Source organism: Zobellia roscoffensis (genome assembly GCF_015330165.1).
In the GTDB taxonomy this organism is placed as follows: Bacteria; Bacteroidota; Bacteroidia; order Flavobacteriales; family Flavobacteriaceae; genus Zobellia; species Zobellia roscoffensis.
In genome coordinates this window covers 81,503-94,677 of record NZ_JADDXT010000002.1, presented here as the reverse complement: position 1 = coordinate 94,677, position 13,175 = coordinate 81,503, and the positions used below count along the sequence as shown (strand labels likewise).

General features: G+C 36.5%; 10 protein-coding genes. 2 read left to right on the top strand and 8 right to left on the bottom strand.

Annotated elements, in window-relative coordinates; genetic code table 11:
- The first annotated feature begins 89 nt into the window (after nt 1-89).
- On the top strand, nt 90-827 hold the full coding sequence (locus IWC72_RS00405) for a CDP-alcohol phosphatidyltransferase family protein (protein ID WP_194528465.1): 738 nt from the start codon (nt 90-92) through the stop codon (nt 825-827).
- A 3-nt stretch (nt 828-830) separates the two neighbouring features.
- Here IWC72_RS00405 and lptB read toward each other — a convergent pair whose 3' ends face one another.
- The 3 genes from lptB to IWC72_RS00390 all read right to left on the bottom strand — a co-directional run bounded on the left by lptB (nt 831) and on the right by IWC72_RS00390 (nt 3,481).
- Nucleotides 831-1,571 carry an LPS export ABC transporter ATP-binding protein gene (lptB, locus tag IWC72_RS00400; protein WP_194528464.1) on the bottom strand — a complete coding sequence of 247 codons (741 nt, stop codon included), beginning with the start codon at nt 1,569-1,571 and terminating at the stop codon, nt 831-833.
- A gap of 90 nt (nt 1,572-1,661) precedes the next feature.
- The gene (gene tatC, locus IWC72_RS00395) at nt 1,662-2,516 is read right to left on the bottom strand and encodes a twin-arginine translocase subunit TatC (protein WP_194524293.1); all 855 of its coding nucleotides are present in this window, start codon (nt 2,514-2,516) and stop codon (nt 1,662-1,664) included.
- On the bottom strand, nt 2,516-3,481 hold the full coding sequence (locus IWC72_RS00390; RefSeq protein ID WP_194528463.1) for a KpsF/GutQ family sugar-phosphate isomerase: 966 nt from the start codon (nt 3,479-3,481) through the stop codon (nt 2,516-2,518). The genes tatC and IWC72_RS00390 overlap by 1 nt, the downstream gene beginning before the upstream one ends.
- A gap of 256 nt (nt 3,482-3,737) precedes the next feature.
- On the opposite strand from IWC72_RS00390, the gene recQ reads away from it, so the two are divergent.
- Complete coding sequence (gene recQ / locus IWC72_RS00385; protein ID WP_194528462.1) at nt 3,738-5,948, top strand: DNA helicase RecQ; 2,211 nt, start codon at nt 3,738-3,740, stop codon at nt 5,946-5,948.
- Nucleotides 5,949-6,035: 87 nt separating this feature from the next.
- On the opposite strand, the gene IWC72_RS00380 is transcribed toward recQ, so the two are convergent.
- The 5 genes from IWC72_RS00380 to IWC72_RS00360 form a co-directional block, all read right to left on the bottom strand.
- The gene (locus tag IWC72_RS00380) at nt 6,036-7,088 is read right to left on the bottom strand and encodes a S66 peptidase family protein (RefSeq protein ID WP_194528461.1); all 1,053 of its coding nucleotides are present in this window, start codon (nt 7,086-7,088) and stop codon (nt 6,036-6,038) included.
- A gap of 88 nt (nt 7,089-7,176) precedes the next feature.
- A complete protein-coding gene (locus tag IWC72_RS00375; protein WP_226979454.1) occupies nt 7,177-8,508 on the bottom strand; it encodes a carboxypeptidase-like regulatory domain-containing protein in 1,332 nt (443 codons plus the stop codon).
- Between the two features lie 220 nt (nt 8,509-8,728).
- Nucleotides 8,729-9,460: a 23S rRNA pseudouridine(2604) synthase RluF gene (rluF, locus tag IWC72_RS00370; protein WP_194524289.1), complete on the bottom strand. Its 732-nt coding sequence runs from the start codon at nt 9,458-9,460 to the stop codon at nt 8,729-8,731.
- 99 nt (nt 9,461-9,559) lie between these two features.
- On the bottom strand, nt 9,560-10,783 hold the full coding sequence (locus tag IWC72_RS00365; RefSeq protein WP_194528460.1) for a DUF3999 family protein: 1,224 nt from the start codon (nt 10,781-10,783) through the stop codon (nt 9,560-9,562).
- Nucleotides 10,767-13,160, bottom strand: a complete 2,394-nt coding sequence (locus IWC72_RS00360) for a DUF2339 domain-containing protein (RefSeq protein WP_194528459.1) — start codon at nt 13,158-13,160, stop codon at nt 10,767-10,769. Before IWC72_RS00360 ends, IWC72_RS00365 begins: the two co-directional genes overlap by 17 nt.
- Nucleotides 13,161-13,175: the final 15 nt, after the last annotated feature.

Sequence of the window (13,175 nt, the reverse complement as noted above, 5' to 3'; positions counted from 1 at the left end):
GAATTTGGTTGCGCAAATATCCGAATAAATAATGGTCTAACATGATTGATGTTAAATTGTGTTATTTTTACCCCAAAGCAAATGATTTCATGAAAAAATATATTCCTAATCTTATCACCTTATTAAATGTTTTCTGTGGATGTGTAGCTACGGTTTTTGCGGCGTCTAACCAGTTGGAAATGGCAGCATTATACGTTTTTTTAGGAATTTTCTTTGATTTTTTTGATGGATTGGCGGCGCGGGTTTTGAACGTTCAAAGTGAGTTAGGGGTGCAATTGGATTCTCTTGCGGATATGATTACAAGTGGGCTTGTACCTGGAATTGTAATGTTTCAATTGTTGAATATGGCTAATTTTGGCAGTTGGTCAGAAGGTGGTTCGGCATATTCTTTTATGAGTTTGATGGATTATATTCCCTTGTTCGGGTTTTTAATCACCCTAGGCTCGGCCTATCGACTTGCAAAATTTAATATAGATGAAAACCAAGTGTCTTCTTTTGTAGGTCTACCAACACCGGCAAATGCTTTGTTGATTCTTTCTTTAGCATTGATTTTACAGTATCATGACAATGATACGCTAAACGGAATAATTCTTAATACGTGGTTTTTGGTCTTTATGACGATTTTAAGTACGTACTTACTAAATGCTAATATTCCATTATTTGCCTTAAAGTTCAAAACATGGAGTTTTAAAGATAATGCGGTGCGATATATCTTTATAATCATTAGTGCCGTTCTTTTGCTGACATTGCGCGTATTGGCCGTGCCCGTAATTATCGTTTTTTACGTGGGCGCATCTTTAGTTTCTAATTTGAGCGAGAAAAGCTGATTTTTAGAAGTCCAGCTTCTTTTTACGAAGCTCAAAGTTTTGACCTAAATACACTTTACGGACCATTTCGTCTGCAGCTAAATCTTCAGGAAGCCCTGATTTTAAGATGCCACCTTCAAACATAAGGTAAGACCTTTCTGTAATAGCTAAAGTCTCTTGAACGTTGTGGTCAGTGATAAGAATGCCAATGTTCTTGTCTTTAAGTTGAGCTACAATACGTTGAATGTCTTCAACGGCAACAGGGTCAACACCGGCAAAAGGCTCGTCCAATAAAATAAACTTAGGGTCGGTAGCCAACGCACGTGCTATTTCTGTACGTCTACGCTCGCCACCGGAAAGTAAATCTCCACGGCTTTTACGAATGTGTCCTAAGCTAAACTCTTCTATGAGAGATTCCATTTTCATCAGCTGTTCCTTTTTGCTGAGTTTGGTAAGTTGAAGTACACTAAGAATGTTTTTTTCTATACTTAGCTTTCTAAAAACAGAAGCTTCCTGTGCTAGATACCCAATGCCGTTTTGGGCTCTTTTGTACATGGGGAAGTTGGTAATATCCGTTCCATCCAAATAAATATTGCCTCCATTTGGCTTTACCAAGCCAACGATCATATAGAAAGAAGTGGTCTTTCCGGCACCATTGGGACCAAGTAGCCCTATGATTTCCCCTTGGTTTACTTCCAAGGAAATACCCTTAACTACTTTTCGGCCGCGGTAGGCCTTCATTATATTTTCAGCTCTTAACTTCATCTTAGCAATTTCGTATTTTTTGTTTTGAGGGTCTATTTTGTTGACCATCAAAAATTAAAGAAACGGGAAACTTTTGAAATAGCCTTGCGTTTACGTTTTCTTTAACCCTTTTTCTCTTGCTTTTTTCTCGCGTTTAGCCTCTTTTTTCAACACCACTTTTGATATATAGATACTTACTTGGTATAAAAAGATTACCGGTACCGCTACAATAATCTGGCTGGTTACATCTGGTGGAGTGATTACCGCAGAGAGTATTAAAACGACCACCAAGGCAATTTTCCTGTATTTTTTAAGTATTTCGGGAGTCACCACGCCCACTTTTGTCAAAAAGTATATAATTATAGGCAGCTCAAAAAGAACTCCACAGGCAATCACTGCCGTTCTAACGGTACTGATATAGGAGTCAAGGTCAAATTCATTTAAAACTATTTCACTTACTTGGTAGGTGCCCAAGAAGTTGATAGATAGTGGGGCAACCACATAGTATCCAAAAAGGACACCCATGAAAAAGAGAAACGAGGCAATAAAAATAAAACCTTTTGAATGCCTTCTTTCATTGGGGTGAAGTCCTGGGCTAATAAACTTCCATAGCTCATAGAGAACATAGGGGAAGCCTACAATAAAGCCCACCCATATAGCTGTCCAGATATCGGCAGAAAATTGCCCGCCCATTGTACGACTCTGTATAGTAAACGGAAGTTTGTCGGCACAAAAGGCAGAATCAAAATCCAAGTAGGTGGCAATTTCACAAAATAACCGGTATGTTGGGAAATCCATTTTAGAGGGTCCAAAGATGACAGTGTCAAAAATAAAACCACTCATTACAAATGCCACTGTAGCTAGTATGATTACTGCTAAGACCGATCGTATTAAATGCCATCTTAGTTCTTCTAAGTGGTCTAAAAACGACATTTCATCGGGGGACTTCGTATTTTCCTTCGCCATTATAATATACCTTCGTTGATCAAGTTGTGCAAATGTACAACACCCATATATTTTTTACCATCTACACCCAATAATTGTGAGATACCCTTTTCTTGCATGAGCTCCAAGGCTTCTATGGCAAGAACATCTACGGATATAGTCTTTGGGTTTTTACTCATTATATCTTTTGCCGTTAGGCCACTAATATTATCGTACTTGTTGAGCATGCGTCTAATATCACCGTCCGTTACAATACCTACTATTTCCTCGTTCTGGGTAACCGCGGTTACGCCAAGCATTTTTTCGGAAATTTCTACAATTACTTTTTTAACCTCCGCATCAATATGTACTTGTGGCTTTTGATTGGTTCCTACAATATCCGAAACCCTTAGGTACAAACGTTTTCCTAAAGAGCCGCCGGGGTGATATTTAGCAAAATCCTTACTGCTGAACCCTTTTAGTTGAAGCAAACAGATGGCAAGCGCATCTCCCATAACAAGTTGGGCAGTGGTACTGGTGGTGGGCGCTAAGTTGTTTGGGCAAGCTTCTTTTTCTACGTAAGTATTTATTATAAAATCTGCTTCTTTGGCCAAATAAGATTCGGTATTGCCGGTCATGGCTATAAGTTTGTTGGTTCCTCTTTTTACAAGGGGTATTAACATTTTTATTTCCGGGGTACTACCACTTTTTGAAATGCAGACCACCACATCATCTTCTTGAATGGTTCCAAGGTCTCCGTGAATGGCATCACCGGCATGCATAAAGATGGCCGGTGTTCCCGTAGAGTTTAATGTTGCGGTAATTTTAGAGGCAATTATAGCACTTTTGCCTATGCCGGAAACAATAACCCTTCCTTTAGACTCAAGAATACAATTTACTGCATCCGAAAATTCTTCGTTTAATAGAGTGCTCAAATTATATATAGATGCACTTTCTGTTTCTATCGTTTTCTTGGCTGTCGCAAGAATAGCTTTGCTATTGTTCAAACTATGAAAAAGGTTAAAATTCTGTTATGATTATGTGCTGGTAATCGACAAATACGTTCGTTTTGAATAAAACTATTCCAAAACCGGAATGGTTTCTAAAACTTTGTTTTATATTTAAGATTACAAAATTACATAATCTTGACGTATAGCTAATTTAATACCCTTAAATATATTTTGACTAAATTAGAGTCCCCCGTAACGAAAAGTATGATATTTCAACAATTAAGATACAATTACCTAAAGTTTTTTACGAAAGATGGCAAAAGATAAAAATGTTTTGAAAAAAACTGATTTGCATGCTTCGTTAAAAAAACATTTCGGTTTTTCTGAATTTAAGGGTTTGCAGGAGGGTGTTGTTACGAGCCTTTTAGAAGGAAACAACACTTTTGCTATAATGCCTACGGGTGGAGGTAAATCACTTTGTTACCAACTTCCGGCATTAATGAAAGAAGGTACGGCCATTGTGGTTTCGCCTTTAATAGCATTAATGAAAAATCAGGTAGATGCTATAAGAGGTATTTCCGATCAGTTTGGTATTGCCCACGTACTCAATTCTTCATTAACAAAAACGGAGGTTAGGCAGGTTAAACAAGATATCAGAGATGGTATTACAAAGCTTTTGTACGTTGCACCGGAATCATTGACCAAAGAGGAGTATATTGAATTTCTTCAATCTGTAGAGCTGTCTTTTGTAGCTGTAGATGAGGCACATTGTATTTCTGAATGGGGCCATGATTTTAGACCAGAGTATAGAAATTTAAGGAATATTGTCAATAGATTAAATGAAAATATTGCGATAATTGCACTTACTGCTACCGCTACTCCAAAGGTTCAAGAAGATATTATTAAAAATTTAGGCATAACTGATGCCACCACGTTTAAAGCGTCTTTCAATAGACCCAACCTTTTTTATGAGGTACGTCCTAAAACAGCCAATGTTGATTCTGATATTATCCGTTTCGTAAAGAAAAATACAGGAAAATCCGGAATTATATATTGTTTGAGCAGAAAGCGTGTGGAAGAATTGGCACAAGTGCTTCAGGTAAACGGAGTTAGTGCTGTACCTTATCACGCAGGTTTTGACGCAAAAACCCGTTCAAAATATCAAGATATGTTCTTGATGGAAGATGTAGATGTAGTTGTTGCTACTATTGCTTTTGGGATGGGTATAGATAAGCCGGATGTTCGTTTTGTGATTCATCATGATATACCTAAAAGTATTGAGAGTTACTATCAAGAAACGGGTAGGGCAGGTAGAGATGATGGTGAAGGGCATTGTTTAGCGTTCTACGCGTACAAGGATATAGAGAAGCTGGAAAAATTCATGTCTAATAAACCGGTTGCTGAACAAGAAATTGGTAATGCTTTGTTGCAGGAGGTTGTAGCCTATGCAGAAACATCTATGTCACGTAGAAAATTCATGCTTCATTATTTTGGAGAAGAGTTTGATGATGTGAATGGTGATGGAGCAGATATGGATGATAATACCAGAAATCCAAAAGAGAAACAAGAGGCTAGAGAAAATGTAATTAAGCTTATAAAAGTAGTGAAGGCTACTCATGAAAAGTTTAAATCTAAAGAAGTTGTACGAACCCTTTTAGGAAAGGTGAATGCCTTGATTACATCTCATAAATCAGATGAAAAAGAGGAGTTTGGAATAGGTAAGGATAAAGATAAAGAGTACTGGATGGCATTAATACGCCAGACGCTAGTTGCCGGTCTTCTAAAAAAGGAGATAGAGCAGTATGGAATATTGTGTGTAACAGATGAGGGTAAAGCGTATTTAAAGTCGCCTGAGTCTTTTATGATGACGGTGGATCATACGTATACCAAAGAGGGGAACGATGCTATTGTAAGTGCGGCAAAAGCAGGAGTTTCTGATGAAAAGCTGTTGAAACAACTTAAGAATTTGCGTAAAAGTCAAGCGGATAAGCTTGGAGTGCCTCCATTTGTAGTTTTTCAAGATCCATCGTTGGAAGATATGGCAATGAAATATCCTGTAACTCAAGAAGAACTTACCACTATTTATGGTGTAGGTGAAGGAAAAGCCAAAAAATATGGAAAACCTTTTATTGCATTTATAGCAAGTTATGTTGAAGAGAATGAGATTATTAGGCCAGATGATCTTGTAGTAAAAAGTACTGGTGCAAACTCTGCTCTTAAATTATACATTATACAAAATGTTGACCGCAAACTGCCATTAAGTGATATTGCATCAGCAAAAGGAATTGAGATTCCTCAGCTAATTAAGGAAATGGAACAGATTGTTTTTAGCGGGACAAAGCTGAATTTAGATTACTGGATTGATGAAGTGCTTGATGAGGATCAACAAGAAGAAATCCATGATTATTTCTTAGAAGCCGAAACCGATGACCTCGAAGAAGCCATGAAAGAGTTTGATGGGGATTATGAAGACGAAGAGCTACGCTTATACCGACTGAAATTCATTAGTGAGGTAGCGAATTAAGCATAAACATTAATTTTATAGACATAGGGCAGGCTAGAAAGCTACATTGGCATTTCTTGTCTGCCTTGTTTTTTACTGATAATTTAATTATAAAACTGCTTTCTCCAGAAGTTGAAATTTCATTGTAGTGGCATTCATAGAAGCTTTAGTACCAATAGGAAATGTAAAGTTGTTCTCTACATGCCCAAAACTCATACCGTAAGCGGCAGGAATTCCTAAGGGTTTAATTCTATCTAGAATCACCTCTTTTAACGAAAAGGAATCAGGGTTGGTAGAATCGTTGCAGCCGGCACAAACACCAATTAGAATGCCTGCGGCCTTTTTAAAAGTTTTTCCTTCTATCAATTGGGTAAGCATGCGGTCTATACGGTATGGTGCTTCTTCTACATCTTCAATACAAACAATGGCATTTGTGAAATCTATTTCATGTGGCGTGCCAATTAATGCATTGATCAGGGTAAGGCTACCTCCCACAATTTTTCCAGTAGCTGTGCCCGGAGTAATTGTATAGCGTTCAAATTCTGGGTTGGTGGTAAATTCAGGTTTTAGAAGATCAACGTTTTGTATTTCTAATTGTTGTTTTGGGAACATGACTACCTTTTCTAATTGTCTGATGCTGTACGGGTCATTTAAAGTGCTACCAACTGGTCCATGAAAGGTTACTAGTCCAGTTTCCTGATGAATACCGTTTAGTAGTGCAGTAATATCACTAAAGCCAATAAATGTTTTAGGGTTCTGTTTGATGTTCTCATAATCTATCATTTGCATAATTCGGGTACAACCGTATCCACCACGAGCACAAAGAATACCGTCAATTTTTGGATTAGCAAACATTTCATTTAGGTCTTTGGCCCGTTCTTCATCGGTATTACTTAAGTAGCCGTAGTTACCTATAATTCTATTGGTATAATAAGGCTTGAAACCCATTGACCTTAGCGTCTTTTTAGCTTCTTCCAAAATGGAGGACTTAATGGCGTAACCAGGAGCGATTAGCCCAATAGTGTCTCCCTTTTTCAACCGTTTAGGTTTAATCAAGGTGTTCTCTAAGTTAAGGTTGCTGTTTGCTATGCCAAGATTTGGCAACAAGGTTGCAGCCGTTCCGCTCAATGCTGCTCCTATAAACTTTCTTCTGTTGGTCATACGTTTTATTTGAGTATGAATTTAAACAGAATCATAAAAAAAATCGATCATTTGACCGATTTTGTATACTTTGTTTTTTTTATTCATTCTAAGGAATAGAAGTTCCCCCATCAGAATTTGCCCTTCGCAGTTGACGTTGAATTTTCTTTATAGCGGATTCAATAGACTTCTCTGGTTCAATAATATTGTATTGGCCCCAAAAATCAGGGTCGGCAAATCCGATAGCTTCATCACTTAGAATAATAGAGGTTTTAATTCTATCCTTTGCTTTTGGAAACTCGGTGGCCATGTTTTTCTTCCAGTCGGTGACAGCCATTTCACAGGTCATACTATAAATAGAATTGAATAGTCGTTTATCCCAATTTATCTTAAACTCTAGGAGAACATTGCTATAAGAGTAATACCATTTCCCATTTTTTTCGCGGTAATCTACTCGGTAGGCTACATCGGTTGGCCATACTTGGGCGTTTCTAGGTTTCCTTCTAACAAATAGCCGTGCTGCCAAATCTTTATCTGTAATATTAAGACTGTAGATGGCACTCGTAAGAATTTTATTTTCGGCATCTATATAGAGTTTTCCTTTGTATAATGGATCTATAACTTGTGAATTTTGCTCAAAACTAATGACATAAACTAATTTGTCATTAACTCGTGTAGAATGATCAAATTTAAAGATATAATGATCCAGAGTTTCTTGTGAGAAAATGTATTCGGGATACTTCATGATATCCACAAAAAGCGCATTGAAAGGTCCTCCCTGTAGTTTTAGTGCTACAGTATCCAACTTATCATAATCCGTGCTTTTTCTGGCCTTGTATAATTTTACACCGTCTTTTTTGAAAGAACTATAGGGTGTTTTGTAAATGTTTACCACGGCCTCTGAAAGGGATACATTTTTTCTGCGTTTCTTAATGGTTTCCCTATAAAATGCTGTCATTAAGGTAGGGTCATCAAAATAATTTTCTCCTTTCTTTTTGAGTACATCACGTACTAGAGCTTCGGCATCTTTAGGAACTTCAATATTTACCTCAGGTAACGCTGTAACCGAAATATCCATCATAATTTTGCTCTTCTCTTTATCGAGTTGAGCTAAGGGGATAGTCTTTGTACTGTAGCCTAAAAAGGACACAATGACATTTGCATCACCCATATCATTAGGGATTTTTAGGGAAAATTCTCCTTCTGCATTTGTAATTGTACTAATGTTAGATTCTTCTATAGCCAGAGAAGCGAATACTAAAGGTTTCTTAGATTTTGAATCTTGAACCTCGCCTTTATATAGCGTGTATTCTATTTCTTGCTGTGTATTATCTTGAAAGAAAGCAGAAGCATCTTGAGTGCCTGCTACCATGCCCAATAACATTATAAAAAATGCCGAGACCATGAATTTTTGAGTGTTCTTTTTGTGTTTTTGTATCATGACGTTATCTTTTAAAGGCACGATTTTTTCGTCGTTATCTCTAAGTTAGTGATTTTTAGTGGAATAAGAGTCAATAAACTAATTTATATTATAAATGGAGTTTTGATTCAGTAGACTACTGAAATTATAGTATTTACGCCTAGAATAAGACTTTCATAGATTGATTTTGGGATAAGGTTCTTTGCCGTTTTTAGGTTGCTATACAGTAAAATAAACCCAATTAGGAGTGTGTTTTTGATGAAGAAGATACGAGTCTGTTTATTTCCTCTAGTTCAGCATTGGTCAAGTCTCGCCATTTCCCAACGGGAATGTCTAATGTAATGTTCATTATACGTATCCGTTTTAATCGTTCCACATTGTAGTTAAGATATTCGCACATGCGTCTGATCTGTCTATTCAGACCTTGTGTTAGTATTATTTTGAATTCATATTTACCTATTTGCTCCACTTTACATTTGCGAGTCACGGTATCTAGAATAGGAACGCCATTTTGCATACGCTCTATAAAATCTGAAGTAATAGCGTGGTCAACAGTAACTAAATATTCCTTTTCGTGATGGTTGCGAGCACGTAGAATTTTGTTGACAATATCGCCGTCATTGGTAAGGAAAATAAGGCCCTCACTGGGTTTATCCAGTCTGCCAATTGGAAAAATCCGTTTTGGATAATTGATGTAATCAATAATATTGTCTTTTTCAACTCTCGTGTCAGTCGTGCAGACAATGCCAATAGGTTTGTTAAAAGCTAGATAGACAGGTTTATCTTTTGGTTCGGAAATTAATTTACCATCTACATGAACTTCATCACCATCAGTAATTTTCGTGCCCATTTCTGGCACCTTTCCGTTTATAGTTACACGGCCTTGATCAATTAGTTTATCAGCCGCGCGGCGTGAACAATAGCCAACTTCACTTAGGTATTTGTTAATTCGGGTCTGCTTGGGTTCTTGCACGCTTCTATATTTTAAGAATGCAAATTTACGGGATTCTAGATTGGTATACTAAAAAGAAATATTTAAGATTAATGCGTGTGCAAATTCGGTATTATAAATTTACCTTTTTGCCATCATTCGTAAAGTAAACCAGCCCAAAACTACAACTACAATACCCATTACGAGCCAAAGCCAAGTCTTGCTTTCAAATAATGGTTTTTCCACATTCTTTTTCGGCTTTGAAATTTCTTGAGCATCACCCAAATCTAGAGAAGGTGCATTTTCAGGAATAGAAGATGTTATTTGTTGAATGTCATACTGAGGACGTTGTGCATTTTTATTGCCATAAACTAAAAAATAATAGGCCTCATTATCAAAACGGATAAGTAGTTCATGGGTGTACCCTTTTACCGTAGCGGATTCTATCTGTAATGCTTGATTGTCATTGTTTTCAACAATAACTCTGAGTTTTTGTGCTAGTGTGCTGGTAAATTTAAAACCTATAGTATCAATTGAGGATAGTGTGCCTCTGTAAAGATTTCTGTAGGTGTATTTTAGGCCTTTTTCTGTTTGAATGCTGTCTGATATATATTGAAGGGTTATTGGTCTGTAATAATCTACCTTGTCCAATACATTCAATTTTAAGAAACTTATGGGTAATCTTTGGTTTACATCAATATCTACAACCGTGGTTTTACCTTTTTGAGTAATATTCATAAAGGTAGTTGGGTAGGTGTTATACGAAGCGTTCACAGAACCATCCAAGCTTATTTTTGCTTGGTTTAATTCTGGTTTTACCTTGCTCTTAATAAGTAAACGATAGTATCTGTACTTGGATAAAGGGAAGTTTAAAGTGCTAAAGTTGTAATTGGTTTGTTCATTTTTAATGGAGAGAATGCGATATTCATCCAGTATTTGAAACCACTTGTTTTGAGTTTGACTGCCTTCAAGAACAATGTGCCAATTAAAATTGGTTTGGTTAAACTGAAGATTTATTTGGTTTATGGGTTCCGTAGTGGGAATTTCATAAGTGTAGTAATAACCTTCCTTATTGGAAGCGGTATTCAAAAGTTTAAATGCCGTTTCTTTTGTACTATTCTTTTCAGAAGCTATTTTGAGAATATATGGCGCTTCAAGGGTGTCTTTTTCGGTTACGCCATAAATGCGAATGTCCGAAAGGGCATCATTTGCTTCATTAAATACCTGATTGGGTAAGGGTACGGTATGCCATTGTTCGGAAACACCTTTTAATTCTTGCTTGTACTCATACGTAGAGAGTTGACCAAAAGCCATGGAGCAAGACCATAATCCGAAGAAGATCAGTAGTTTATTTTTCAGTTTCATCTGAAATAACATTTTTGTATTTGTTGTATAGAAAAGAGATTATAAGAAGCAGAACACCCAGAGAGACAAAAACAATAGTTTTTGAAATGGTATTAAGCGATGCTATGTCATATAAAAAGAGCTTGGCAAGGGTAACGCCAAATAATGAAATAGCGCCAATCCGAAGGTATTTTCGTTGTTTGTATATGCCAAGGCCAATGAGCAGTAGCGCATATACACCCCACAGTATGCTAAGACCTAGTTTATAAGATTGGTCAGAACCTGCTAGATCCATCCAATTTAATAATTCACTGCTAAGAATCCATAGAATAGAAATGTGCGTTATGATTTCAATAGGAATTTTTAAGTTCATATTCATAAATGCACGTTTGGATAGTTTAACGAGTGCAACCCATAGCAAAGCAAAAAATGCAAATGAAACATACCTAATAATAATATTCATTGTGCCAATTTCATAGTATTCAGAAAGTTCACGGTCTATATAGCTTTCACGTAATTCACTCAAAATATAGAGTCCCGCAGTTAGAAAAAGGAAACTAACGGCAACACCTGTCACTAGAGTGCTAATACCCAGAATTCTATTTTTTATCTTTTTGATGTTTACAAAAGCTAATAGGGCTACAAAGAAAAAGGTGAAGTTAAAAAGCCAGATACTAGCTAAATCTTTTAAATCGTAATTGTGCTCGGAATAGTCGTAGGTATCGTCGGGCTTTATAATTACTTCTGAATCTGCAAATAAGTTATTCCAGTATAGCTCAATTTCTAAGTAAATGGACATATAAGAAACAAGTAGTAAAATAATGGGAATCACAAAAGACATAACCACTGGTAGTTTAGGGGCAGGTTTTTCTTGTGACGAAATCCTGAATTTCTGATTTATCCAATTAATGAAGCCAAAAGCAGCTAAAAATAAGACAGAGGTTAAAAAGTAACTATTCAATATGGATTTTAAATCATTGTGTGAATAGTAGCTTTCATAGCCTATACTCCAATCTTCGGTAAGGCTTGTAAGTGCCAATACCATAAGAGGGTACGACAAATATTCGTAAAAGGAAACGTCCTTAGTGCGACCTATATAAAAAAGTAAAGCTGCTTGTAACGTCCATAATAAAGTAACCCAATTCCCATCTAACTGCACAGGTACGGCAATAGTTATAAATACCAGTACTAAGCCCGCAACTAAATGAAATAGATTTTTATCGGCTAGTTTTTTCTTGAACAAGACAATGCTTACCGCAAAATGGATAATGGCATTTGCCAACGTAAAGGCGCCCAATAAGTCCTTTCCAGTCTCATGACCGCTTAAAAGATTATATCCTAAACCAAAGAAAATAAAAGAATTTAAAAGGAGTAATACAATGTCGCTTTTCAGGAATTGTTCTTTCTTAATCAATTTATAAGCTAGAAAAGCTGCATAAAAAATGGCAAAGAATATGGTTAGATAAATAAAGGCAAGCGTAAAATGCTCCGATGTTTTATAGGAGAAAATCATCCATGAAGCATAGATTAAATAGGTAAATATAAATGCCGAATAAAATAAAGGTTTCCAGTATTTTTTGAATGAAATAACGAGAATCCCTACGTTAATGATTGCCATATAGGCAAATAAGGTAGATACGTTTCCTGAATTATTACTCAACAAAAATGGAACGGCATAGGCACCTACAAGACCAATATGTGCAATAACCTGTTTGTTATAGTTTAATGCCGCAACTACCCCAAAAACAGTGAAAACAAGCATCAGGGCAAAGGCCATTAATTGTGGAAACAATTCATAAAAACTGTAGGCTGCAAAAGTGATAAAATAGAGAATGGCTAATGCTCCGCTCACCAAAACGGCGCTATAATTTTCATATTTGGTTTTCAGTTTTATACCAAATCCTAACAGAGCTAAACCTGAAAGATATCCTAAAATAATGCGAGTAAGCGGACTGATCAATTCGTTCTCAATAGAATATTTGGCACCGATAGCCACGCCAATAACGGTTATGGCAATACCAATTTTATTAATTAGGTTTTCACCTATGAATTTTTCAAGATTAGATTTAGCCTTTGGTTTTTGTATTTTTTTAGGTGTTGCCGACTGTGTTACTGGTTCTGCTGTAGGAGGTTCAATAGGAACTTCCGTAGTTTTTTTAATTTCCTCCTGTTTACTTTCAGTAGATACAACTGCATCTGGAATTTCAGGAGCTTCTGGTTTTTCTACGGTAGACTCAGGAAGGACTTTTTTGGCAGCAAGTTGATCTGGGCTAAGTTTCTTTACAGCTTCAATTTCTTTGTAGAGCGCCATTAATTCTTTGGCGAATCCTTCTTGTTTGCTAAGAAGTAGCTCAAGCTTTTGGTTTAGCTGATCTATTCGGTCTTGGTGGTTGGGCATGTTGAGATTCCTTTA